Here is a 25,124-nt window from a genome sequence, read left to right on the forward strand (position 1 = left end):
TTTTTCCCGCACTCGGACTCGATCGGACGCCGGCGACGTCACGTTAGGTTGCGTTACCAAGGCATTGTGGGCAAACGGTGGCAGAACGTTTTGAGAACCCTAGCGCATTTCCGTAGGCGCATCTGCGCCGATCAACGCAAGGCCAGATGTCAGAACATCCGAAACGGCCTGCACCAGTCCCAGCCTGGCGTGCGTCAATTCTGGTTCGTTAACCTTAATAATCCGTAACGACGGGTTGTCGGTGCCGCGATTCCAGTGCGAATGGAACACCTGCGCAAGATCATAGAGGTAGAAGGCCAGGCGATGCGGCTCCATCGACTGCGCAGCAGACTCGATCAGGCGCGGATATTCTGCCAGCTTCCGGATGATGGCGATTTCGCCTTCATCGACCAGCAGATGCGCGGTTTCCTGCATCTTCTTGCGGTCGGTCCAGCCCTCGCCGAGCTGTTCCTTCGCCTGCCGAAAGACAGAGTGACAGCGCGCTGAGGCGTACTGCACGTAGAACACCGGATTGTCCTTCGACTGCTCGGTGACCTTCGCGAAGTCGAAATCAAGCGGCTCGGTGTTCTTGCGATAGAGCATCATGAAGCGGATCGGATCGCGGCCTACTTCGTCGACCACGTCGCGCAGCGTGACGAACTCCCCTGCCCGCTTCGACATGCGGACCGGCTCGCCGTTGCGGAACAGCTTCACGAGGTTGCAGAGCAGGATCGTCACGTCGACGGAGCCGCCGGACAGCGCCTTGCCAAGCGCCTCCATGCGCTTGACGTAGCCGCCGTGGTCGGCGCCGAGGATGAACACCAGCTCCTCGAAGCCGCGGCTGATCTTGTCCTTCATGTAGGCGACGTCAGCCGCAAAGTAGGTGAACGAGCCATCGGACTTCACCAGCGGGCGGTCCTGGTCATCGCCGACTACCGTCGAGCGGAACAGGGTCTGCTCGCGGTCTTCCCAGTCCTCGCTCTTCTCGCCCTTCGGAGGCGGCAGCTTGCCCTTGTAGACGTGCCCCTTGAGGGTGAGGTCGGCGATCGCTGTGCGGATCGCGCTGCCATTGCCCTCATGCAGCGTGCGCTCTGAGAAAAAGACGTCGTGGCGCACGTTCAGCGCCTCGAGGTCCTCGCGGATCATCTGCATCATGGCCGCAATGGTGCGTTCCTTGACAATCGCGATCGCTTCGTCCTCGGCCATCGACAGCAACTTCTCGCCGAACTCGTCGGCCAGCGCCTTACCGACCGGCACGAGATAGTCGCCCGGATAGAGGCCCGACGGGATCTCGCTGATCTGCTCGCCCAGCGCCTCGCGGTAGCGGAGCATCACCGAGCGGGCCAGCACGTCGATCTGCGTGCCGGCATCATTGATGTAGTATTCCTTGGTCACGTCGAAGCCGGCGAACGCCATGATGTTGGCGAGCGCGTCGCCGACGACCGCGCCACGGCAGTGGCCGACATGCATGGGGCCGGTCGGGTTGGCCGATACGTATTCGACATTGACCTTGCGGTTGCCGCCCACCGTCGAGCGACCGTAATCGGTGCCCGCATCAAGGATTTCGCTGAGACGCTCCTGCCAGAAGCCGTCGGCAAGGCGCAGGTTGACGAAGCCCGGACCGGCAACTTCCGCTGCGGCCACATCGGCATCCTCGGCGAGCACCTTTGACAGCTTTTCGGCCAGCGCGCGCGGTTTTTCGCCGACGCTCTTGGCCAGCACCATGGCGGCGTTCGTGGCCAAATCGCCGTGGCTCGGATCGCGCGGGGGCTCGACTGCAATTCGCGAAAGGTCGAGCGTGCCGCCGTCTTTCGGCGTCAGCCCGAGCTGTTCAATCGCATTGTTGATGCGCGACGCGAACTGCGTGAAGATATTCATGGTCAGCTACCCAGCTTCGATGCGGGAATGGGCCGTGCGGCCCCGTGAATTTTGCGCTCCGCCTATCCCAATTCGGGAGTGTGGTCAAACAGGCGCTTGTGCTCGCGGATCGCGTAGGTGTCGGTCATACCGGCGATGAAGTCGCCCACATCGCGCGCTTTGATGCGATCTTCGGCCTGGTCGAGCCCCTCGCGCCAGCCCTCCGGCATGTCACGCGGATTGGCAAAGTAGTGACCGAACAGGTCGCGGACGATCTTGTCGGCGCCACGGCGCTTTTCCATCACGTCGGGATGGCGGTAGAGCCTCGAGTACATGAAGCGCTTCAGCTCCTTCTCCGCCGCCGTCATTTCCTCCGAGAAGGCGACGATCTGTCTGCCGGCATCGTGGATATCGGCCGAACTCTGCGGCTTCAACTCGTCCAGATTGGCCTTCGCGGTGCCGATCGCATCCTCGACCATGCGGGTGATCTGCCGACGCATCAGTTCGTGGCCGGTGCGCACCGCATCGAGCGCGGGATATTTTTCGCGCACCTCCGCAAGAATCTTCGCCGGCAGGGGCGTGTCCTCCAGCATCGACAGCGTCAGCAGCCCGGAGCGCAGCCCGTCGTCGATGTCGTGCGCATCGTAGGCGATATCATCGGCGAGTGCGGCCGCCTGTGCCTCGATCGAAGCGTGCTTGGAAAGCTCAAGGTCGAACAGCTCGTTGAAAGTGGCAATCGTCAGCGGCAGCTCGCCCTTTAGCGGTTTTCCCGCTTTGTCGGTCAGCGGGCCATTGTGCTTTACCAGCCCCTCCAGCGTTTCCCAGCAGAGGTTGAGTCCGTCGAACTCGGCATAGCGACGCTCGATGCGGGTAACGATGCGCAGCGACTGGGCGTTGTGGTCGAAGCCGCCCCACGGCTTCATCATCCCGTCCAGCGCGTCCTCGCCGGTATGGCCGAACGGCGTGTGGCCGAAATCATGGACGAGAGCGATGGCCTCGGCGAGGTCTTCGTCGACGCACAGCGCCCTCGCGAGTGCGCGGGCAATCTGCGCGACTTCGATCGAATGTGTCAGGCGCGTGCGGTAGTGGTCGCCTTCATGGGCGATGAAGACCTGGGTCTTGTGCTTCAGCCGCCTGAACGCGGTCGAGTGGATGATCCGGTCGCGGTCGCGCTGGAACGGCGTGCGGGTCGGGCTTTCCGGCTCGGGATAGAGGCGTCCGCGTGACTTCGCCGGCTCGCATGCATATGGGGCCCGGGGGCGATATCCGAAGCCGATCCCTTCGAGCGTTCCTGACAATCCGGTCACTTGAGACCCACCGCTTGTTGACTTGCCTGATGGCTGTTCATACCTATTGTGCAAATGCGAACGCAAGGTGACGGCTATGGGCGTCGATGCAAAGACAGGCATGAAGGGCGTCGAGCTGACCGACTCGGCTGCCAATCGAATCAAGAAGATCGTGGCTGGCGAGCCCGGCAAGATCGGCCTGCGCATCACGGTTGAAGGCGGTGGCTGCTCCGGCTTCTCCTACAAGATGGATCTGACCGATACGCGCAATGACGATGACGTCGTCTTTGAAAAGGACGGTGCGATGGTGCTGATCGATGACCTGTCGCTCGTCTACATGGGCGGTTCGGTGATTGATTTCGTCGACGACCTGATGGGCCAGTCGTTCCAGATCAAGAACCCGAATGCCGTGGCCTCCTGCGGCTGCGGCACCTCCTTCTCGATCTGAACTCCATGAAAATCGCGACCTGGAACATCAACGGCGTCAAGGCACGCATCGACAACCTGCTGACCTGGCTCAAGGACAGCCAGCCGGACATCGTCTGCCTGCAGGAAATCAAAACCGTCGATGAGGGTTTTCCGCGACTCGAGATCGAGGCGCTCGGCTACCATGTCGAGACTCACGGCCAGAAAGGCTTCAACGGCGTAGCGATTCTGTCGAAGCTGCGCTTCGACGAGGTGAACCGCGGCCTCCCCGGCGACGACGAAGACGAACAGGCGCGCTTCATCGAGGGCGTGTTCTCGACATCGCAGGGCGCACTGCGCGTCGTCTCGTTGTACCTGCCCAACGGCAACCCGATCTCAGAGGATCGCAAGTTCGGCTACAAGCTGCGCTGGATGGACCGGCTCGAGCGTTGGGCGAATGACCGGCTCGCGCTGGAAGAGCCGCTGATCCTTGCTGGCGACTACAACGTGATCCCCGAACCGCAGGACGCGAAGTACATCGAACAGTGGTTCAACGACGCCCTGTTCCAGCCTGAGAGCCGGCAGGCGCTGCGTCGCATCTGGCACCTCGGCTTCACCGATGCGATCCGCACCACCACAGACGAGGCCGGTATCTATACCTTCTGGGATTACCAGGCCGGCGCCTGGCAGAAGAACAACGGCATTCGCATCGACCACCTGCTGCTGTCGCCGGAAGCCGCGAACTATCTGACCTCGACCAGCGTCGAGAAATATGTCCGCGCCTGGGAAAAGCCGTCAGACCACGTTCCGGCAGTCGCCGAACTCGCGCTCAATTAAGACACAGAAGACATCGGAAGCAGAGGGTCAGTTCTCGCCCTGGACCAGCATGTCCTGTGCAAGGGCAATCGCCGTCCTGCGGTCGGCCTCGTCGGCCAGCGCGAACGCCTCTTCCTGCATGCCCCGGATCCACTGCTTGTCGCCCGGACGCGCACGCTCGAGCGCGGCAGTCATCATGGCGAGGCCACGGACCACCTTGCCGCTCTGGAAAAGAAGGTTGCCAAGGGTCGCCTGCGCGCCCGCGTGGCCCTTCTGGGCAGCGAGCTGGAACCAGCGACCCGCCTGCTGGATGTTGGCCTTCATGCCCCCTTCCCCGTTCAGCAGCATGTTGCCGACCTCGAACTGGGCCTCGGGGTTGCGGTAGGTCGCGGCGGCGCGCATGAAATAGTCCTGCGCGGCAGCGGGATTAGGCTGGACCGGAGTGCCGGGAATGCCCCACTGGGTGTAGCGGCCAAGCGCCACCAGCGCGTCGGCGACGTAGCTGCCGTCGGGCGAGCCGGGCTCCACATCCTGCGCCGCGATCTCCTGGAAGAACTTGTAGGCTTCGTAGTCGTTGCGGGTGACGCCGTCACCCTCGGCGTACATTCGGGCAAGCTTCCAGCGGGCGCCGAGCTGGCCGTTCTCCGCCGCGTAGCGATAGGCCTCGATGGCCTGATCCTTGTGCCCGCTCTTGTAGGCACTGAAGCCGAGGCGAAACACCGCCCAGGGATTGCGCTTTTCTGTTTCTTCCGCGGTTCCGATGACCGACTGATCGAGGGCAAAGGCGTTCGAAACCGTGAGTCCGCACGCCCCACAGGTGGCGACTGAAAGAATTCCGATCCTGACGAACTCAGCTACACGCATGACGCCCTGTTTCCCACGTCCTGGCCACCCGGATCGCGGAGTTGGGCGTGGATTCCTTGCTGGTCGGCATGCGTCCGACCCGAACGAGGAATTTGTTACCGTTCCGCACTTCCATCATCATCCTTGTCGCGGGTGACGCGACGCCCTGTCCGTTTCGATGCTCTTACGGCACCTTGATAATAGAGACCTGAGGTGCGCCCGGTTTATGGCGGGAAATTGGCATTTCGAAGGGGGCACCTTGCGGTCCAGAGCGGTCGATGCAGCACTGTTGCACAACCGCCACAGAACGAGAAACGCCCGTGACTAGCACGGGCGTTCGACTGATCTCGAAGCGTTACCAGGTCAGCTTGTAGCTGCCGCCGAAGCTGACGGCCCAGCCGGAACCGACCGCCGCATTCCCCGACGGGTTGTAGGGCGATGGATACGCGGTTTCCCGCACCGAGCTCAGGTAGTTCAAACCCACACCGCCGCGCAGCTCACCGCCGATGCTGTCCTTGTAGGAGACACCAAGACCGACAGTGTAGGTATCGCCCATCAGGTCGTAGCCGGTGGACACGCCCTTATCCCACTGGAAGTTGATCGTCCCGGAAAGGTTTTCCGTGAACTTGTGGCCAAGGCCCGCAGATACGGTCCAGCCATCGCGCCAGTAGTATTCGTTGCGGGTGACCAGTGAGCCAGTAGGACCAAACACGTCGAGCGTGTCGAGACGGCTCCAGTCCGTCCACTTGATCGAGCCCATCGCCAGCCAGCCCGGCGCAATGCCTGTCTGCATCTTGAACTCGACGGACTGCGGCAGGCTACCGACGCCGGTCGCGTCAACCGTGACGGGGGCGATGCTCGGAGCACCCGGAATGAGCGCAGCCATCGGAGCGGTCAGCTTGCCGCTCGCGCCGAACGAGGTGCCCGAGCGATACATCAGCTGCGTACGCAGCGCGATCTCAGGGATCTCATAGGCGACGCCGAGGCGGTAGCCAACGTCGGTGCCGTCAAGCTGCAGCAGCGTCGGTGCGCGACCCAAGGTCGGCACGAAGCCCTCGCGCTCATAGTCGAAGTAGTCGACGAATGCGCCACCCAGCAGCCAGAGCTTGCCACGGCCAACTTCAATGTTGGCGCCGCAGGTCAGGCCCGCTTCATGAACGATGAATTCCTCGGTCAGCTTGCCGGTGACGGTGCCACCGCCATCCGTCCAGTCACCCGCCGCGCCGAAGCCATGCGTATAGGTGCCGGCGCAGGCGAAATTCGGTACGATCTGGTACTTCACCGCGGCCGACGGAACAATGTAGTTGTCGAACGGGTTCTTGCCGACCAGTGCCGGGTTTGAATTTTCAGTGAACTTACGATTGACGATGACTGCGGTTGCCCCCGCTCGCGCAGCTATAGTGCCTGGTTCATACAGTATATCTGTATCTGCAGTGCCCCGCGCGAACCCACCCGCCTGCGCTGCTGCGGAGGAAAGAAGCAATGCTCCACCGACCGCTGCATGTAGTCCCCAATAACGCATTAAATCCTCCGTTATGCTTCCGGGGTCCCCAATCCCCTTACGCCGAAGCTAGAAGAACCTTTAGCTTTGTCTCCGGCAATCTTCTGCGGCAGTGCCATTTTCGCTTTTGATCGACGATACCCCGCGAAACTTAAAACTTTCATAAAGCTAAACGTCTGATTCAAAAAGAAAAATCCCTGCTGCAACTCTGCAACAGGGATCCGGATTTGCAATCTGCAGTTTACGTATTGGTCAAATCAACCGGCGTTGCGCACGCGAATCAGCGCAGCGTCGAGACGAGCCCGCGCTTCCTGCAGTTCGGCGAGCTTTTCGCGCTCGGTTTCGACCACCTCGGGCGCAGCCTTGGCGACGAAATTCGGGTTGGCGAGCTTCTTTTCGATGCGCGCGATTTCGTCGGCGTTCTTGCCAAGCTCCTTGGCGAGACGCGCCTCCTCGGCCTTCAGATCGATCAGGTCGCCGAGGGGCAGACAGCCGGTCGCCTCGCCGATGACGATCTGCGCAGAGCCCTTGGGAGCCGCATCAGCGAAGCCAACCTCCGTAACGCGTGCCAGGCGACGGATCGCCGGAGCGTGACGGCCCGCACGTTCGCGGGTAAGCGCGTTGGCGCCGACGAGCACCAGCGGCGCGGTGGCAGCCGGCGGAACGTTCATCTCGGAACGAACCGAACGAATGCCGGTGACGAGTTCGATCAGCCAGTTGATCTCAGCTGCAGCTTCCTCGTCCTCGAAGTCCGGCGTCGGCCACGCGGCGTGGCAGAGCAGCGTGTCGCGCTCTGCAGTCTGGCGCCACAGTTCCTCCGTCATGAACGGCATCATCGGGTGGAGCAGCTTGTAGATCTCATCGAGCACGTAGGCCATGCATGCACGGCTTTCTGCCTTGGCGGCTTCGTCCTCGCCGCTGAAGACGGGCTTGAGCAGCTCGACGTACCAGTCGCAGACGAGGTTCCAGACGAAGCGATAGGCCGCCGAGGCCGCGTCATTGAAGCGGTACGACGTGATCGCGTCCGTGATCGCCGCCGTCGTGCGGGACAGCTCGGTGAGCGCCCAGCGGTTCAGCGTCAGCTTCGCATCTTCCGGAACGAAGTTCGGGTCGCGCTTGACCTCGTTCATCTCGGCAAAGCGCGTGGCGTTCCAGAGCTTGGTGCCAAAGTTGCGGTAGCCGGCAACGCGGGCCGGGTCGAGCTTCACGTCGCGGCCCTGCGCGGCCATGATCGCCAGCGTGAAGCGCAGCGCGTCTGCCCCGTACTCGTCGATAAGCTCGAGCGGGTCGATGACGTTGCCCTTGGACTTCGACATCTTGGCGCCGGTCTTGTCGCGAACGAGCGCGTGGACGTAGACGGTGTGGAACGGCTCCTCCTTCATGAAGTGGAGGCCCATCATCATCATGCGGGCAACCCAGAAGAAGATGATGTCGAAGCCGGTCACCAGCACGTCAGTCTGGTAGTAGGTATCAAGCTCCTTGGTCTTCTGCGGCCAGCCAAGCGTCGAGAACGGCCACAGCGCCGACGAGAACCAGGTGTCGAGCACGTCCTCGTCCCGGGTAAGGATCTCGTCCGGCTTGAAGTTCTCCAGCTTGTCCTTGACCCATTCGCGCCACGGCGTGTCAACGGCGAGGTAATATTCAACCGCCTCGTCGAGGGCTTCCTTCTCGCTTTTGGCGACGAAGACGTGGCCGTCCGGACCATACCAAGCCGGGATCTGGTGACCCCACCACAGCTGGCGCGAGATGCACCACGGCTGGATGTTCTCCATCCACTCGAAATAGGTCTTTTCCCAGTTCTTCGGAACGAACTTGGTGCGGCCCGAGCGAACCGCCTCGATCGCCGGCTGGGCCAGCGTCTTGGCGTCGACATACCACTGGTCGGTCAGGAACGGCTCGATCGGCACGCCGCCGCGGTCGCCATGCGGAACCATGTGGCGGTGCGGCTCGATCTTGGCGAGGTAACCGCCCTCTTCCATCAGCTCGACGATCAGGCGGCGAGCCTCGAAGCGGTCGAGGCCGTGCAGACGCTGCCAGACGGCCGTGCGCTCGTAAGTGATCTCGACGCCTTCAAGGAAGTCGTCGTTGTCGATGATGTTGACCGTGGCATCCGTGTTCAGGATGTTGATCATACGCAGGTGGTGGCGCTTGCCGACTTCGAAGTCGTTGAAGTCGTGAGCCGGCGTGATCTTCACCGCGCCCGTACCCTTCTCCGGATCCGAATACTCGTCCGCGACAACCTGAATGCGGCGGCCAACCAGCGGCAGGATGACATTCTTGCCGACCAGTGCCGTGTAGCGCTCGTCCTCAGGATGAACGGCAACACCCGTATCGCCAAGCATCGTCTCCGGACGCGTGGTCGCGACGGTGATGTAGGTCGACGGGTCTTCCGGATTAAACTCCACGCCCTCGACCGGATAGCGGAAGTGCCAGAGGTTGCCGTCCAGCTCGATCTGCTCAACCTCAAGGTCGGAGATCGCCGTCAGCAGCTTCGGATCCCAGTTGACGAGGCGCTTGTCCTTGTAGATCAGGCCCTCGCGATAGAGCGTGACGAACACCTCGAGGACGGCCTCCGAAAGGCCGTCGTCCATGGTGAAGCGCTCGCGCGACCAGTCGCACGACGCACCCAGCCGCTTGAGCTGGTTGAAGATCATGCCGCCGGATTCGCCCTTCCACTCCCAGACGTTGTCGATGAACTGCTCGCGCGTGAGGTCGCGGCGGCGGATGCCTTCGGCCGCAAGTTTGCGCTCCACAACCATCTGGGTTGCGATGCCGGCATGGTCCATGCCCGGCTGCCACAGCACGTTTTTGCCGCGCATGCGCTCGAAGCGGACCATGATGTCCTGCAGCGTGTTGTTGAGCGCATGGCCCATGTGCAGCGAGCCAGTGACGTTCGGCGGCGGGATTACGATCGCAAAGGACTCCGCTCCTGGCTGGGAGCCGGCGCCGGCTGCGAAAGCGTTCGCTTCCTCCCACGACTTCGCGATGATCGGTTCGACGGCCTTGGCGTCGTATGTCTTGTCGAGCATGAAGAGCTCCAGCCTGTTTGCGGAATTTCAGCGGTGTAAACCGGATGGGAGCATCCGAGTCAACCGGGCGGCATTGGTGCACCTATACCTATGCTTTTCGGGTGATTTCGCCAGCCTCTTCCGCGGCGCCGCCAAGGCTGTTGAACAGCGGCGCTCACGTGCCCGCGCGGGTTGTGAAATTCGCGCGGAGGTTTATCAGCGGCGTGAACCCACCACCACCCCGTTCGCAGGAAAGCAATCTTGAAGAACCATATCGTTGCCGTCATGGCGTGCGCGGCCCTGACAGCAAGCACGATCGTCGCACAGGCGGAGGACGCCGCGTACGCGTGCGTCACCACCGACAATGTCGGCTTCATCTACAATGAGTCAACGAAGCGGCGCGACCAGACGCCCTTCCACGACACGAAGTTCACCGCCATTCTTCGCGACAACGTCATGACCCTGAAGGAGGACGGGAAGGAAGAGGTTTACCGCTGCGAAGCGCCGTGGAGGACTTACTGTCCGCCGCGTGCCACGCGCTCGATCTCCTCGCGCACGAGGCGCTCAACCAACGTCGGCAGGTTATTGTCGAGCCACTCCTGCAGCATCGGGCGCAGCATCTCTTCCGCCATCTCGTCGAACGAGCGGCGGCGGCTTGCCGCGAATGCCTCGGAAAGCTCGCCGAATGCCGCCGAGACCTGGCGCTGCGTCGTCTCGGAAAGAAGAGCCGGACGCGCGCCGGAAATCGTCGTCTCGCCACCTGGTGCCGAATTCGGAGCTGCAGCCACAACAGGCTGTGCCTGCGGTGCAGCCGCCTGCGGCGCCGAAACGGCCTCCACGGCCTTCTGCACGTCGACGTCGGTCAGCTCCTCCGCAGAGAGCTGAACTTGCGGCACCTCGCGCACCTGCGGTTCTACGGGTGCCTCCGCCGCTGGAGCAGCCGGCTCAGCAACCTGCTCCGCCATTTGCTCGGCAACAGCCTCAACGGCCTCATCGAGCTCCGCCCGGAATGCCTGGACCTCGTCCGTCGCGGGAGCCTGCTCTTCCACTGCAGGCGAGACCACGCGCAATTCCGCGGGCTCTTCGAGTGGCTGCCTGACGCTGTCACTGTCCTCGATGATCCTGCGGATCGACGCCAGGATCTCTTCCATTGAAGGTTCGCGCTGCGCGCTGCCAGTCTGTGCCATCGTCACGTCCGCCGCTTATGCTATCGGCATCGTCCGGACGCTCACCGGACTGCCGAATCATCGCTTAGGCTAGCGGAGCGTTACTGAAGTGTGAATCGCCCCCTTGAAGGTGCTTCAGTTTCACACAAGTTTGCTGGGCGTCGCCTCCAGCATTTCCAGAAGTCCTAAATGAAAAAGCCGGACGAATGGTCCGGCTTTTTCAGCACTTCCCCCGCCTGTCACGGAAGTTGATTAGTTCACCGCGTCCTTCAGGCCCTTGCCTGCCGAGAACTTCGGCACGTTGCGAGCCGGGATCTTCACTTCAGCGCCGGTCTGCGGGTTACGGCCGGTCGTCGCTTCGCGCTTGGAGACCGAGAAGTTTCCGAAACCAACAAGGCGAACGTCGCCGCCGTTCTTCAGTTCATTAGCGATGACCGAAAAAACCGCATCGACAGCAGCCTGGGCGTCAGCCTTGGAGAGCTTGGCGGCGTCCGCTACCGCGGAAACGAGTTCATTCTTGTTCATGGAGAATTCCCTTCCCTGTGAAAAGACCGGTGACTGACTCATCCGGCGAGGAGCAAACTTTAGGAAATCAACAGGAATACACCAAGCGGGAAAGCGCGGAATTCCGCGGTTTTTCCCGGGTTTCTGCGGGTTTCAGCAAAAAAGCCGGGTCAAAAACCCGGCTTCAGTTTGTTGACAAACCCTCGACGCACCTTTCCGGAGCCCGAGATTCACGGAACGTCTCAGATTCAAAGTGAGAACGGRTCGGAATYAACAAGCCTGATTTGAAGGCTCGCGGAACTTTGTCAGCAGTCTGAAGCCGGGTCAAAAACCCGGCTTTTTCGTCATGAAGCCTGTTTACGTGGCGTCAGTGGGCCAAAGTGGTCGCCGAAGCGTCCTCTGTCTTCGCTGCAACCGGCTCTACCGGCTCCACCCACTCGATCGGTTCCGGCATACGCGTGAGCGCATGACGGAGCACCTCACCTACCCTGCTGACCGGTACGATTTCGAGGCCGCTCTTCACGTTCTCCGGAATATCTGCGAGGTCCTTCGCGTTCTCTTCCGGGATCAGCACCTTCTTGATGCCGCCGCGAAGCGCTGCAAGCAGCTTCTCCTTCAGGCCACCGATCGGCAGCACGCGGCCACGCAGGGTGATCTCACCCGTCATGGCAACGTCCTTGCGGACCGGGATGCCGGTGAGCACCGACACGATCGCCGTCGCCATCGCGGTACCGGCAGACGGACCATCCTTCGGCGTTGCGCCTTCCGGCACGTGGACGTGGATGTCCCGCTTGTCGAACAGCGGCGGCTCGATGCCGAAGTCGATGGCACGCGAGCGGACGTAAGACGCAGCAGCCGAGATCGACTCCTTCATCACGTCGCGCAGGTTGCCGGTCACCGTCATCTTGCCCTTGCCGGGCATCATGACGCCTTCGATCGTCAGCAGCTCGCCGCCGACCTCAGTCCAAGCCAGACCGGTGACCACACCGACCTGATCCTCGCCCTCGGCCATGCCGTGGCGATAGCGCGGCACGCCGAGATAGTCGGCAAGGTTGTCCTTGGTGATCTTCACGGACTTCTTCTTCGTCCGCAGGATCTCCGTCACGGCCTTTCGCGCGAGCTTCATCAGTTCGCGCTCGAGGTTACGGACACCGGCCTCACGCGTGTACTGCTGAATGGCCAGGCGCAGCGCCTCGTCTGTAATCGAGAACTCCCTCGGCTGGAGCGCGTGGTCGCGAACCGCCTTGGGCAGCAGGTGCCGCTTGGCGATCTCAACCTTCTCGTCCTCCGTGTAGCCGGCAATACGGATGATCTCCATGCGGTCCATGAGCGGACCGGGGATGTTCAGCGTATTGGCCGTCGTCACGAACATCACGCCCGACAGGTCGTATTCGACCTCGAGGTAGTGATCCATGAAGGTCGAGTTCTGCTCCGGATCCAGCACCTCCAGCAGCGCCGAAGACGGATCACCGCGGTAGTCCTGGCCGAGCTTGTCGATCTCGTCCAGCAGGAACAGCGGGTTCGACTTCTTCGCCTTCTTCATCGACTGGATGACCTTGCCGGGCATCGAGCCGATGTAGGTGCGACGGTGACCGCGGATCTCGGCCTCGTCACGGACGCCGCCCAGCGCCATACGGACATATTCACGTCCGGTGGCTTTGGCGATCGACTTCGCAAGCGAGGTCTTGCCGACACCGGGAGGTCCGACGAGGCAGAGGATCGGACCCTTGAGCTTCTTCTGACGGCTCTGGACCGCCAGATACTCGACGATACGCTCCTTGACCTTGTCGAGACCGAAGTGATCAGCGTCGAGCACCTCTTCAGCGTATGCCAGGTCCTTCTTGACCTTCGAGAACTTCTGCCACGGAAGCGACAGCAGCCAGTCGAGGTAATTGCGGACCACGGTGGCCTCGGCAGACATCGGCGACATCGTCCGCAGCTTCTTCAGCTCGGCCTCAGCCTTCTCGCGTGCCTCCTTGGACAGCTTGGTCTTCTTGATGCGCTCCTCAATCTCGGAAGCCTCGTCACGGCCGTCTTCGCCCTCGCCGAGTTCCTTCTGGATCGCCTTCATCTGCTCGTTGAGGTAGTACTCGCGCTGGGTCTTCTCCATCTGGCGCTTGACGCGCGAGCGGATGCGCTTTTCCACCTGCAGCACGGAGATCTCGGCTTCCATGAAGCCCATCGCCTTCTCCAGACGGTCCTTGACCGAAAGGGTGGCGAGGATTTCCTGCTTCTCGGTGATCTTGATCGCGAGGTGCGATGCAACGGTGTCCGCCAGCTTCGAATAGTCGTCGATCTGGCTGGCCGCGCCCACGACCTCCGGTGAAATCTTCTTGTTGAGCTTCACATAGTTTTCGAAGTCGGCCACGACGGAGCGCGCAAGCGCTTCGATCTCGACTTCGTCCTCCACCGGCTCGACGAGCACGGCGGCCTCGGCCTCGTGAAACTCCTCACGGTCGAGGAACCGGTTGATCTTTGCGCGAGCAGTGCCCTCCACCAGCACCTTGACGGTGCCGTCGGGCAGCTTCAGCAGCTGCAGGACATTCGCGAGCGTGCCGACGTCGTAGATCGCGTCACCAGCAGGGTCGTCATCCGCAGCATTCATCTGGGTGGCAAGCAAAATCTGCTTGTCGGCACCCATCACTTCCTCCAGTGCGCGGATCGACTTCTCGCGGCCGACAAACAGCGGCACGATCATGTGCGGGAAGACGACGATGTCGCGCAGCGGCAGGACCGCGTAGGTGCCTTCGCCAGCAGACCTCGGTGATGTGGTCATAGTCCAACCTTTCATATCGCGACCGCCCAATGGCCAGCCGCGATTCTCGATATTAGCGACCGCGCGCCCTTCCGCCTACCTCCGGGGACCGAGGTTCACAGCACGGTAGAACTGGGCGGTCATCTCGACTGCTTAGTTGGAGTGGCATTACCCCAAGATCAAGGGCCACCCAAACGAAAGCGGCGCCTGTCGGCGCCGCTCCAAAGAATTCGGCAATCAGCAAGCGCATCAGGCGCTTGCGGCGCTGCCCTTTTCCTTTTCCGCGTAGATGTACAGTGGACGGGCGTTGCCAGACACCACCTCGTCGGAGATGACGACTTCCTGGACGCCTTCCAGCGCGGGCAGCTCGAACATGGTGTCGAGGAGGATCGCCTCCATGATCGAACGCAGGCCGCGAGCACCGGTCTTGCGCTCAATCGCCTTCTTGGCGATCGCCGACAGCGCGCTCTCGTGGAACGTCAGTTCCACGTTCTCCATCTCGAACAGGCGCTGGTACTGCTTGACCAATGCGTTCTTCGGCTCGGTCAGGATCTGGATCAGCGCAGCCTCGTCAAGGTCCTCGAGCGTCGCCAGAACCGGCAGACGGCCGACGAACTCAGGGATGAGGCCGAACTTCAGCAGATCCTCAGGCTCAACCTGGCGGAACAGCTCGCCCGTGCGGCGGTCTTCCGGAGCCTCGACAGTCGCGCCGAAGCCGATCGAGGTCTTGCGGCCGCGATCCGAAATGATGCGGTCGAGACCAGCGAACGCGCCGCCGCAGATGAACAGGATGTTCGAGGTATCCACCTGCAGGAATTCCTGCTGCGGATGCTTGCGGCCACCCTGCGGCGGAACCGAGGCAACGGTTCCTTCCATGATCTTCAGAAGCGCCTGCTGGACGCCCTCGCCCGAAACGTCGCGGGTGATCGACGGATTGTCCGACTTGCGGGAAATCTTGTCGATCTCGTCGATGTAGACGATGCCGCGCTGGGCGCGCTCGACATTGTAGTCGGCAGCCTGCAGCAGCTTCAGGATGATGTTCTCGACGTCCTCGCCAACATATCCGGCTTCGGTAAGCGTCGTGGCATCAGCCATCGTGAACGGCACGTCGATGATTCGTGCCAGCGTCTGCGCCAGCAACGTCTTGCCGCAGCCGGTCGGGCCGATCAGCAGGATGTTCGACTTCGCCAGCTCGACGTCCTGGTTCTTCGAGGCGTGCGCGAGGCGCTTGTAGTGATTGTGGACGGCCACCGACAGCACGCGCTTCGCGTAGGACTGTCCGATCACATAGTCATCAAGCACTGCGAGGATTTCCTGCGGAGTAGGAACGCCCTCGCGGGACTTCACCATCGAGGTCTTGTTCTCCTCGCGGATGATGTCCATGCAAAGCTCAACGCACTCATCACAGATGAATACCGTCGGGCCAGCGATCAGCTTGCGAACCTCGTGCTGGCTCTTGCCGCAGAACGAGCAGTACAGCGTGTTCTTGGAATCGCCGCCACCGTTGCTGACCTTGCTCATGTTATCCAAGTCCTTTCGGCCTTACTGGGGCCCGCAACAAGCGTGGCCTTTCAGGTCTAACATAATGGCGGGAACGCGCCCCTGCCAATGCCTATGTCCCGCCCGCGTCGGCCGGCACCCTTGAGAAGGCCGGTACTGCAGCGAACGCCAGCGTTCCAAATCGGAAAGCTACGCGGTCGAAACTCAACATAGGCTTAACGTAGGTCGTCACCCGTTCCGTGGGAACAGCAAATTGTGACGGAAATGGCGCACGAGGCGAGAATTTTGCCTCATGCGCCATGCCTACATCAGTTACGTAGCGGAAGGAGCAGCGGCAGATGACGCTGTTTCGACGGCGTCGCGCGATTCGATGATCTGGTCGATCAGGCCGAAATCCTTGGCCTGTTCGGCAGTCATGAAGCGGTCACGCTCCAGCGCGGAGTGGATCGTCTCGTAATCCTGTCCGGTGTGCTTGACGTAGATCTCATTGAGACGGCGCTTCAGCGCTTCGGTCCACTGCGCATGAATAAGGATGTCCGTGGCCTGACCCTGGTATCCGCCGGAAGGCTGATGGACCATGATGGACGCATTCGGAGTGGCATAGCGCATACCCTTGGCACCAGCGCAAAGGAGCAGCGAGCCGGCAGACATCGCCTGGCCGACGCAGAGCGTCGAGACCGGCGGCTTGATGAACTGCATGGTGTCGTACATCGCCAGGCCCGAGGTCACGACGCCGCCGGGCGAATTGATGTAGAGGTTGATTTCCTTCTTCGGGTTCTCAGCCTCAAGGAAGAGCAGCTGCGCGCAAACGAGCGACGCCATACCATCCTCGATCGGACCCGTGATGAAAATGATGCGCTCCTTGAGCAGGCGCGAGAAGATGTCGTAGGCGCGCTCGCCCCGATTGGTCTGTTCGACCACCATCGGCACGAGATTCATGTAGTGTTCGACGGGGTCCCGCATCGAATGTCCCTTCCAGGAGATTATTACTCGGCCTGAAGGCCTGAATCGAAGTTTCTGTTCAGTCGCTAAATAGGATGCCCCATCCCGTTAGCGCAAGAGTATAGGCAGCGCAGGGTAAATGTGCGCAGGACAACTGCCGCAACGGCATGGATCAGACTCGTCCCTCGCGCAGCCACTTCTTCAGCCGCGGAAAGTCGTCCCGCTCAAGCGATTCAGCAACATGCTGGCCAACCGCCGCCCCGAACTTGTAGCCGTGCCCGGAGCAGGCCGAGACGATCGTGCATTTTTGCCGCTGCTGAGCAAAGAAGCGCTCGTCCTTCGTGAAGGTGTAGGCGCAGGTCACCGTGTCGGTGACCGTGTACTCGTCCACCTTAGCGATCGGCGGGGCAAACAGTTTGAGGATGTCGCGCCCCTCACCATCGTAAGGCACCCTGTTCCGGTCGGGATCGTCATCGGCAAAGCGGTGCGCCCCAGCGCCGAATTTCAGACCACCCTCGCCCGATGGCGGGATGATGTAGCCGTCGGTCGTGCCGCCGACGTCGAGGATCACCGGCGCGCGGGACCAGGCTTCCCTGAGGTCTGCAGGCGGTTCGAGATAGACGACAGCGGTACGCTGAACCGACAGTGTCGAGGCGAGATCAGGAAATAGCTTCGTCACCCACGCACCGGCGGTGACGACAACGTGATCCGCGGTGATCGTGCTGCCATCCGCAAGCCGCACCGTGCCGGTATCTGTCTCGATCTCTTCGACACGGACATGCTCGCGCAGGTCGCAGCCGTTACCGCGCAGCCACTCCGCAATGCCTGAGGCAATGCGCCGGCAATGCAGCGCCCCACCCTCGACAGAGTGAAAGGCATAGCGGAACGAGCCCGGCTCAAGGAATGGCCAGCGCTCGCATGCCGCATCCGGCTGCAGCAGCTGGAAATCCCAGCCGCCGGCGCTCATTCCCTCAAGATAGATTTCCGCCTCGTCGCCCTGTACGCGCGAGATGCACATGAAGCCGCGCGGATCGTAGTGGCTCTGGCCAAGGTCGCGCCAGAGTTCGTCCCAGGCGAGATAGGCGTCTGTGATCGCCTCGCCGTAACCAGTGCTGGCAGGATAGGCGCGACGGATGATGCGGTGATGGTCGCCGGAAGCCGACAGCGGGTTCGGGATCGACCCCTGCTCAAGCAACGTGACCTCGTGCCCGCGCCGGGTCAGCGCCCAGGCTGTCGATAGGCCGGCAATGCCGGCACCTACCACAGTCGTCTTCATGCGCCTCCCTCGCAGATGCACGGCTGCCTATGTGCGGATCACATATTCCTTGCGTGTCGTTTCAACGACTTCCCACGTGCCCTTGAAGCCGGGCCTGATGACGAAGGCGTCGCCTGCCCTCAACGTCCGGGATTCGCCGCCGTCTTCCGTCAGGATCGAGACGCCCGACAGAATGTGGCAGAACTCCCACTCGTCATAGGAGACGCGCCACTTGCCCGGCGTCGACTCCCACATGCCGGCATAGATGCCGCCCTCCGCCTCTTCGACGTTCCAGGTGCGGTGGACCGGATTGCCGGAAATGAGGCGGTCGGGGGCCGGAGCCCCCTCTTCCGCTTCGATGCCCGCAATCGAGATTGCGGCGAAGTGACTTGCGTACATCGGCTTACGCCTTTGCCAGTGCCTGCTCCAGGTCGGCAATGATATCAGCCACGTCCTCGATGCCAACCGAGATACGGATCACGTCCGGACCGGCGCCGGCAGCGACCTTCTGCTCGTCGGTGAGCTGGCGGTGCGTGGTCGAAGCCGGGTGGATGATCAGCGACTTGGTGTCGCCGATGTTGGCGAGGTGCGAGAACAGCTCGACGCCTTCCACGACCTTCACGCCGGCCTCGAAGCCGCCCTTGAGGCCGAAGGTGAAGACGGCGCCCGAGCCCTTTGGCGAGTACTTCTGCTGCAGGGCATGGTTCGGATCGTCCGGCAGGCCCGGATAGGAGACCCAGGCAACCTTCGGATGCGTCTTCAGCCACTTCGCGACTTCGAGCGCGTTGTCGCAATGGCGCTGCATGCGCAGCGGCAGCGTCTCGAGGCCGGTGGCGATCAGGAAGGCGTTGAAAGGCGAGATGGTCGGGCCAAAGTCGCGCAGGCCGAGCACGCGGCAGGCGATCGCAAAGGCGAAGTTGCCAAAGGTCTCGTGCAGGACGATGCCGGCATATTCCGGACGCGGCTCGGACAGCATCGGGTAGTTGCCCGACTTCGACCAGTCGAAGGTGCCGCCGTCGACGATGATGCCGCCCATCGAGTTGCCGTGGCCGCCGATGAACTTGGTCAGCGAGTGGACGACGATGTCGGCGCCGTGCTCGATCGGACGGACGAGGTAAGGGCTCGCCATGGTGTTGTCGACGATCAGCGGCAGGCCGTGACGGCGGGCAATGTCGCCGATCTTCTCGATGTCGACGAAGGTGCCGCCCGGATTCGCCAGGCTCTCGATGAAGATCGCGCGGGTGCGCTCATCGATCTGGCTCTCAAAGGAGTCGAAGTCCTGCGGGTCGGCCCAGCGGACCTCCCAGCCGAAATTCTTGAAGGCGTGGCCGAACTGGTTGATCGAACCGCCGTAGAGCTTCCGAGCGGCGACGAAGTTGTCGCCCGGGCGCATGATGGTGTGGAACACCAGCAGCTGGGCGCCGTGACCGGACGAGGTGGCGACGGCTGCGGTGCCGCCCTCGAGGGCTGCAACGCGCTCCTCCAGAACCGCCTGGGTCGGGTTCATGATGCGCGTGTAGATGTTGCCGAACGCCTTCAGGCCGAACAGCGACGCCGCGTGATCGACGTCATCGAACACGAAAGACGTCGTCTGGTAGATCGGCGTGGCACGAGCGCCGGTCGCAGGGTCAGGCTGGGCGCCTGCATGAACCGCGAGCGTATTAAAACCGGGCGTGCGCTGAGACATGGAATTCCTCCTGGCGGTTGTGTCGTTAGGGCATTGATCGCAAAGCCCACGCGCAAACGCAAAGAGGATTTTTCCCGAATCCGATCACGGATCCATTCGTCGTTCGGAAAACCGTGAGTTTTCCGAAAAAATTTTGCGCTCAGCGACTGCGGATGCCGAAGCTCTGGAAGCCGCTGCGAAGAAGCGGCTTCTTCGAGGAGATGACGCGGCTGTTGACGCCGTTCCAGCCGATCTCGCCGGCAAGGCGGGCGTACTCGATCTTCGGGCAGCGGTTCATCACCACCTTGAGCCCTTCCGCCTCGGCGCGCGCAGCCGCTTCGTCGTTGCGGACCGTCAGCTGCATCCAGATGACCTTCGGCTTCGGGTCGAGCGCGAGCGCTTCCTCGACGATCGGAGGCACCGCGCTCGAGGCGCGGAAAATGTCGACCATATCGATCGGCTCGGGGACATCCGCGAGCCTGGCATAGGTCATGCGGCCGAGGATCTCCTTGCCTGCGTGACCCGGATTGATCGGGTAGACGGTGTACCCCTTATCGATCAGGTACTTCGTCACGAAAAAGGACGGGCGCACGTCATTGGCCGAGGCGCCGACGATGGCGACGGTCTTCACCTCGCGCAGGATGCCGGAAATGTAGGAATTGTCGTAGTTGTCGTGGTTCATTTAAGGCGGCTTCTCTTCAATCTCGCATGGCCGCTCGAAGCGGCGCTGTTTTCAACTCATGAGGCGCTGCCGCCTACTTGCCCGTCCATTCCGGCGTGCGCTTCTCGATGAAGGCCGAGATGCCCTCGCAAGCGTCATGCGTCAGCATGTTCTCGACCATCACCCGCGCCGTGTACTCATAGGCTTCCGACAGGCTCATTTCGGCCTGGCGATAGAAGGCTTCCTTGCCGATCTTCAACGTCAGGGGCGATTTCGAGGCGATCGTCTCGGCGTACTTATTGACCACCTGCTGCAGGTATTCTTCCGGCACGATGCGATTGATCAGGCCGAACTCGCGCGCCGTCCCGGCGTCGATCTGCTCGCCTGTCAGCAGCATCTCCATCGCATGCTTGTTGGAGACATTACGCGACAGGGCAACCATCGGCGTCGAGCAGAACAGGCCAATGTTGACCCCCGGTGTGGCAAACGTCGCCTTGTCGGTGGCAATTGCGAGATCGCAGCTAGCAACGAGTTGACATCCCGCCGCGGTTGCAACGCCCTTCACTTCGGCTATGACCGGCTTTGGCAGGCGCACGATCGACTGCATCAGCGTGGCGCAGATCTTCATCGTCTGCTCGTAGAAGGCTTCGCCGCCGTCGGGATCAGAGCGGTGCGCCGCCAATTCCTTGAGGTCGTGCCCCGCGGAAAACACCTTTCCGGCAGATCCCAGCACCACGACGCGCACGGACGCATCGTCGCGTGCCTCGTCCAGCGCTTCCTGCAGCTCCGTCATCATCCGAACGGATAGTGCGTTCGCAGGAGGGTTCGCCAACGTCAGCCGCAGCACGCCTCCCGTCTGCTCCTTAAGGACCGGCCCTGGTGCCTCGTTCTGCTTTTCGATCGCCGCCATGCTGCTCACCCGCGTATCCATGCTTTTCTGGAAACTAAGCATGTGACGCCTTGAAGGAAAGCGGCGAAACGGCAAAAGTCCGCTCCAGCCACAGGTCCGGGAGGGAAATTCATGTCCGCGCTGACGCCAGTAATGAGCGCCGCCACGATCAACGAGTACCTGAACAAGGTCTTTCCGCAGCTCAACAACGGGCATCAGGACTACGAGGCGCTGGAGATTTTTCCCGGCGGCTGCACGGTGAGGCTCAATGCCTGCGAGCGCCACATCCGGCCCGGAGGCACCGTCTCCGGCCCTGCCCTGTTCGCGCTGGCCGACATCGGCGGCTATGTCTGCGTGCTCAGCCACGTCGGGCCGGACGCACTCTCGGTGACGACCAACCTCAACATCAACTTCATGCGCAAGGCAGAGCCCGGCCCGATCGACGGCAAATGCCGCATCCTCAAGCTCGGGAGGAGCCTGATGGTCTACGACATCGAAATCGTTGCCGGACCCGAGCAGCACATCGTCGCGCATGCGACAGGCACCTATTCCATTCCGCCGAAACGCAATTTCGATGTGGTAAAATAATACCGCATTTCTAAGGTGCTGTTTTAACTGGGTTCTTTTAGACATAGTCCGCCGCCGGCCGGTTGACGCGGTTTTGCGCCTCTTCTATAAGCCGCCACAAATGCGGAATGCCTCAAAAAGGGTGCCCGTATTCAGTTGCAGTCAGCTCGCTGCCCGCAACGCAAGCAACAAGAAACGCCTTTACCGCCGATGAGGCGGGAAGGATCAACCGAAAGCAGAAACCATGGCTACCTTTTCGCAGAAGCCTGCGGACGTGGTGAAGAAGTGGGTGCTGATCGACGCTGAGGGTGTTGTCCTCGGCCGTCTGGCAACCATTGTCGCCAACCGTCTCCGTGGCAAGCACAAAGCTACCTTCACGCCGCACGTCGACGACGGTGACAACATCATCATCATCAACGCCGACAAGGTCGTCCTGACCGGCCGTAAGTACACCGACAAGAAGTACTACTGGCACACCGGTCACCCGGGCGGCATCAAGGAGCGTACCGCTCGCCAGATCCTCGAGGGCCGCTTCCCGGAGCGCGTCATCGAGAAGGCCGTCGAGCGCATGATCCCGCGCGGCCCGCTCGGCCGTCGCCAGATGAAGAACCTGCGCGTCTACGCCGGTGCCGAGCACCCGCATGAGGCACAGCAGCCTGAGAAGCTCGATCTCGGCGCGCTCAACAGCAAGAACAAGAGGACCGCATAATGGCTGACCTTTCTTCCCTCGCCGAACTCGGCCAGGCGACGGCCGCTGCGCAGCCGGCAGCCCCGGTCCACGTCCAGAAGCTTGACGCCCAGGGCCGCGCCTACGCGACCGGCAAGCGCAAGGACGCCATCGCTCGCGTTTGGGTCAAGCCGGGCTCGGGCAAGATCATCGTGAACGACAAGGAGTACGACAAGTACTTCGCTCGTCCGGTCCTGCAGATGATCCTGCAGCAGCCGGTCGTCGCTGCGAATCGCGCCGGCCAGTACGACATCGTCGCTACCGTCGTTGGTGGCGGTCTGTCGGGCCAGGCTGGTGCCGTTCGTCACGGCATCTCCAAGGCACTGACCTACTACGAGCCGGAGCTGCGCGCTGTCCTCAAGAAGGGTGGCTTCCTCACCCGCGACAGCCGTACCGTCGAACGTAAGAAGTACGGTAAGGCCAAGGCCCGCCGTTCGTTCCAGTTCTCCAAGCGCTAATCGCGCCGGGATATCGGACAAAGAAAAAGCGGGCCTTTGGGTCCGCTTTTTTTGTTGCGCAGCGTCTGCATCCGTCCAATAGCTTCGTTCCACATCGTGGGAGACGCCAATGCCATCGAATGCAATCGACCGTGCCTTTACCGCAGGAAGCAATGTCGGCAGCGAAGCAGAGCCGACCTATGCGGGCGCCCTCTCCTTCATGCGTCGCCGCTACTCGAAGGACGTAGCTGGCGCGGACGCGGTCGTCTGGGGCATTCCGTTCGATGCGGCCGTCTCCAACCGGCCGGGCTCGCGCTTCGGCCCGCAGGCGATCCGCCGCGCCTCGGCGATCTTCGACGTCGACCCGCAGTACCCGTTCTATCTCGACCTGTTCGAGAACATGTCGGTCGTCGACTACGGCGACTGTCTTCTCGACTACGGCAATCATCAGGAGACGCCCGGACGGATCGAGCGCGAGGCCGCGCACATCCTCAGCCAGGCTGGCTTCCTGCTCTCTCTGGGCGGCGACCACTACGTCACCTGGCCGCTGCTGAAGGCACATGCGGCAAAGCATGGCCCGATGGCGCTGGTCCAGTTCGACGCGCATCAGGACACCTGGTTCGATGACGACAGCCGCATCGATCACGGCTCGTTCGTCGCCCGCGCCGCGCGCGCCGGCATCATCGACCCGTCGCGCTCGATCCAGATCGGCATCCGCACGCACGCGCCGGAAGATTGCGGCATCAAGATCATCTACGGCGAAGAACTCGAGGAGATGCGTGCGAGCGAGATCGCCGCGGCAATCCTGGAGCGCACGGCAGGCGCGAAGACGTACCTCACCTTCGACATCGACTGCCTAGACCCGGCCTATGCACCGGGCACCGGAACCCCGGTGGCCGGCGGTCCGTCGTCGGCGAAGATGTTGTCGGTGCTGCGCCAGCTCGAAGGGCTGGACATCGTCGGGGCCGATGTCGTCGAGGTTGCACCGGCCTACGATCATGCCGATATCACGGCGATTGCTGGCGCGACTGTCGCGATGCACTATCTTGGTCTTCTGGCACGCAGGAAAGCTGCCGCAGGCCGATCCTGAGAAACAGATTCAACTACCTGACAAAGAGAATCCGGCTGGCGACGTAAGTCGCTGGATTCGTTACAAAATCCGGAAAGTGGAAATGAAACCGAAAATCTTCATCGACGGCGAACACGGCACCACCGGCCTTCAGATCCGGCAGCGCCTTGCCGGGCGCACCGACCTCGAGATGCTGCCGATCCCCGAGGCGGAGCGCCGCAACGCCGACATGCGCCGCGACATGCTCCACGCCGCGGACATTGCGATCCTCTGCCTTCCGGACGACGCAGCGCGCGAATCCGTTGCCATGCTCGATGGCAACACGACGACGCGCGTGATCGACACCTCGACCGCGAACCGCGTCAATCCGGACTGGGCCTACGGCTTTGCCGAGATGGACAAGGAGCAGCGCGCGAAGATCGCTTCGGCGCGCTTTGTCGCCAACCCGGGCTGCTACCCGACTGGCGCGATCGGCCTGATCCGTCCGCTGGTCATGGCAGGGATCCTCCCGGCGAACTACCCGGTCAGTGTAAACGCCGTGTCCGGCTACACCGGCGGCGGCAAGCAGCTGATCGCGCAGATGGAGAACACGGAAGCGGCCGATCACATCGCCGCACCGCACTTCCTCTACGGCCTGACGCTCTCCCACAAGCACGTCCCGGAGATGAAGCTGCACGGCAAGCTTGACCGCGCGCCGATCTTCGCGCCGAGCGTCGGCCGGTTTGCGCAGGGCATGCTGGTTCAGGTGCCGCTTCATCTGGACCTTCTGGCTGAGGGCGCGACGCTCGCCCGCATCCATCAGGCTCTGGCGGATCACTATGCCGGCCAGAACATCGTCGAGGTGATGCCGCTAGATGCCGCCAAGTCGATGCCGCGCATCGACCCGACCGCGCTCAACGACACCGACCGGATGCAGCTCTACGTTTGCGGCACGGAAGGCAAGGGCCAGGTCAATCTGGTCGCGGTGCTCGACAATCTCGGCAAGGGCGCTTCGGGCGCTGCCGTCCAGAACATGGAACTGATGCTGAAGAACTGACCCGACTTTACGGACTAAGAAAAAGGCGGCCTTCTGAGCCGCCTTCAGACTGCTGACAAACCTCTGGCTTCGGCCGGAGGTTTTTGATTCAGTGGGGCATGCTGAAGAAGCCTGCTCCCGAACAGACGGCGCTCGAGATAGTGACGCTYGAGAGCCTGGTGCCGAAGGATCACCTGCTGCGCAAGATCGACGCGGTGATCGACTTTTCCTTCATCCACGATCGTGTCGCGGGGCTCTACTGCCCCGACAACGGCC

Annotated in this window: 22 protein-coding genes and 1 pseudogene; 8 read left to right on the top strand and 15 right to left on the bottom strand. The window is 62.0% G+C overall.

Annotated features, from left to right (window positions below; translation table 11 throughout):
• Positions 1 to 99: 99 nt before the first annotated feature.
• Both argS and L610_RS09405 read right to left on the bottom strand, forming a co-directional pair.
• Positions 100 to 1,857, bottom strand: coding sequence for an arginine--tRNA ligase (gene argS, locus L610_RS09400; protein ID WP_144704520.1), 1,758 nt, complete (start codon positions 1,855 to 1,857; stop codon positions 100 to 102).
• 62 nt (positions 1,858 to 1,919) lie between these two features.
• Positions 1,920 to 3,134 (bottom strand): deoxyguanosinetriphosphate triphosphohydrolase, encoded by a 1,215-nt coding sequence (locus tag L610_RS09405; protein WP_246658974.1) that lies wholly within the window; start codon positions 3,132 to 3,134, stop codon positions 1,920 to 1,922.
• Positions 3,135 to 3,219: 85 nt separating this feature from the next.
• Here L610_RS09405 and erpA point away from each other — a divergent pair, with 85 nt between their 5' ends.
• Both erpA and xth read left to right on the top strand, forming a co-directional pair.
• Positions 3,220 to 3,570, top strand: a complete 351-nt coding sequence (gene erpA / locus L610_RS09410; RefSeq protein ID WP_144704526.1) for an iron-sulfur cluster insertion protein ErpA — start codon at positions 3,220 to 3,222, stop codon at positions 3,568 to 3,570.
• Positions 3,571 to 3,575: 5 nt separating this feature from the next.
• Entirely contained in the window at positions 3,576 to 4,364 is a 789-nt protein-coding gene (gene xth, locus L610_RS09415) for an exodeoxyribonuclease III (protein ID WP_144704529.1), read from the top strand.
• Positions 4,365 to 4,391: 27 nt separating this feature from the next.
• On the opposite strand, the gene L610_RS09420 is transcribed toward xth, so the two are convergent.
• From L610_RS09420 to L610_RS09480, 13 genes are all read right to left on the bottom strand, one after another.
• Complete coding sequence (locus tag L610_RS09420) at positions 4,392 to 5,207, bottom strand: tetratricopeptide repeat protein (protein ID WP_144704532.1); 816 nt, start codon at positions 5,205 to 5,207, stop codon at positions 4,392 to 4,394.
• A gap of 334 nt (positions 5,208 to 5,541) precedes the next feature.
• Positions 5,542 to 6,708, bottom strand: coding sequence for an OmpP1/FadL family transporter (locus L610_RS09425; protein ID WP_144704535.1), 1,167 nt, complete (start codon positions 6,706 to 6,708; stop codon positions 5,542 to 5,544).
• A gap of 236 nt (positions 6,709 to 6,944) precedes the next feature.
• Positions 6,945 to 9,716, bottom strand: a complete 2,772-nt coding sequence (locus L610_RS09430; protein WP_144704538.1) for a valine--tRNA ligase — start codon at positions 9,714 to 9,716, stop codon at positions 6,945 to 6,947.
• Positions 9,717 to 10,210: 494 nt separating this feature from the next.
• Positions 10,211 to 10,882: a PopZ family protein gene (locus L610_RS09435; protein WP_024847789.1), complete on the bottom strand. Its 672-nt coding sequence runs from the start codon at positions 10,880 to 10,882 to the stop codon at positions 10,211 to 10,213.
• A gap of 231 nt (positions 10,883 to 11,113) precedes the next feature.
• On the bottom strand, positions 11,114 to 11,386 hold the full coding sequence (gene hupB / locus L610_RS09440) for a DNA-binding protein HupB (protein WP_024847790.1): 273 nt from the start codon (positions 11,384 to 11,386) through the stop codon (positions 11,114 to 11,116).
• A 346-nt stretch (positions 11,387 to 11,732) separates the two neighbouring features.
• Positions 11,733 to 14,141, bottom strand: coding sequence for an endopeptidase La (gene lon, locus L610_RS09445; protein WP_024847791.1), 2,409 nt, complete (start codon positions 14,139 to 14,141; stop codon positions 11,733 to 11,735).
• 228 nt (positions 14,142 to 14,369) lie between these two features.
• The gene (gene clpX / locus L610_RS09450; RefSeq protein ID WP_024847792.1) at positions 14,370 to 15,641 is read right to left on the bottom strand and encodes an ATP-dependent Clp protease ATP-binding subunit ClpX; all 1,272 of its coding nucleotides are present in this window, start codon (positions 15,639 to 15,641) and stop codon (positions 14,370 to 14,372) included.
• 291 nt (positions 15,642 to 15,932) lie between these two features.
• Positions 15,933 to 16,583: an ATP-dependent Clp protease proteolytic subunit gene (locus tag L610_RS09455; RefSeq protein WP_024847793.1), complete on the bottom strand. Its 651-nt coding sequence runs from the start codon at positions 16,581 to 16,583 to the stop codon at positions 15,933 to 15,935.
• Positions 16,584 to 16,734: 151 nt separating this feature from the next.
• A complete protein-coding gene (locus tag L610_RS09460) occupies positions 16,735 to 17,838 on the bottom strand; it encodes an FAD-binding oxidoreductase (RefSeq protein ID WP_024847794.1) in 1,104 nt (367 codons plus the stop codon).
• 27 nt (positions 17,839 to 17,865) lie between these two features.
• Positions 17,866 to 18,216 carry a cupin domain-containing protein gene (locus tag L610_RS09465; protein ID WP_024847795.1) on the bottom strand — a complete coding sequence of 117 codons (351 nt, stop codon included), beginning with the start codon at positions 18,214 to 18,216 and terminating at the stop codon, positions 17,866 to 17,868.
• A 4-nt stretch (positions 18,217 to 18,220) separates the two neighbouring features.
• On the bottom strand, positions 18,221 to 19,504 hold the full coding sequence (locus tag L610_RS09470; protein WP_024847796.1) for an O-acetylhomoserine aminocarboxypropyltransferase: 1,284 nt from the start codon (positions 19,502 to 19,504) through the stop codon (positions 18,221 to 18,223).
• A gap of 139 nt (positions 19,505 to 19,643) precedes the next feature.
• On the bottom strand, positions 19,644 to 20,165 hold the full coding sequence (locus tag L610_RS09475) for a CoA-binding protein (protein ID WP_024847797.1): 522 nt from the start codon (positions 20,163 to 20,165) through the stop codon (positions 19,644 to 19,646).
• A gap of 73 nt (positions 20,166 to 20,238) precedes the next feature.
• Positions 20,239 to 21,054: an enoyl-CoA hydratase gene (locus L610_RS09480; protein ID WP_144704543.1), complete on the bottom strand. Its 816-nt coding sequence runs from the start codon at positions 21,052 to 21,054 to the stop codon at positions 20,239 to 20,241.
• Positions 21,055 to 21,165: 111 nt separating this feature from the next.
• Between L610_RS09480 and L610_RS09485 the strand changes: the two genes are divergently transcribed.
• The 6 genes and pseudogenes from L610_RS09485 to L610_RS09510 all read left to right on the top strand — a co-directional run.
• Positions 21,166 to 21,621, top strand: a complete 456-nt coding sequence (locus tag L610_RS09485; protein WP_144704546.1) for a PaaI family thioesterase — start codon at positions 21,166 to 21,168, stop codon at positions 21,619 to 21,621.
• Positions 21,622 to 21,844: 223 nt separating this feature from the next.
• Positions 21,845 to 22,309: a 50S ribosomal protein L13 gene (gene rplM / locus L610_RS09490; RefSeq protein WP_024847800.1), complete on the top strand. Its 465-nt coding sequence runs from the start codon at positions 21,845 to 21,847 to the stop codon at positions 22,307 to 22,309.
• On the top strand, positions 22,309 to 22,785 hold the full coding sequence (rpsI, locus tag L610_RS09495; protein ID WP_144704549.1) for a 30S ribosomal protein S9: 477 nt from the start codon (positions 22,309 to 22,311) through the stop codon (positions 22,783 to 22,785). Before rplM ends, rpsI begins: the two co-directional genes overlap by 1 nt.
• A gap of 109 nt (positions 22,786 to 22,894) precedes the next feature.
• On the top strand, positions 22,895 to 23,854 hold the full coding sequence (speB, locus tag L610_RS09500; RefSeq protein ID WP_144704552.1) for an agmatinase: 960 nt from the start codon (positions 22,895 to 22,897) through the stop codon (positions 23,852 to 23,854).
• Between the two features lie 82 nt (positions 23,855 to 23,936).
• Entirely contained in the window at positions 23,937 to 24,869 is a 933-nt protein-coding gene (gene argC / locus L610_RS09505) for an N-acetyl-gamma-glutamyl-phosphate reductase (RefSeq protein WP_144704555.1), read from the top strand.
• Positions 24,870 to 24,967: 98 nt separating this feature from the next.
• Positions 24,968 to 25,124: pseudogene (locus tag L610_RS09510) on the top strand (IS5/IS1182 family transposase); the annotation flags it as partial.

Source organism: Aminobacter sp. J44 (assembly GCF_007829415.1).
GTDB lineage: Bacteria > Pseudomonadota > Alphaproteobacteria > Rhizobiales > Rhizobiaceae > Aerobium.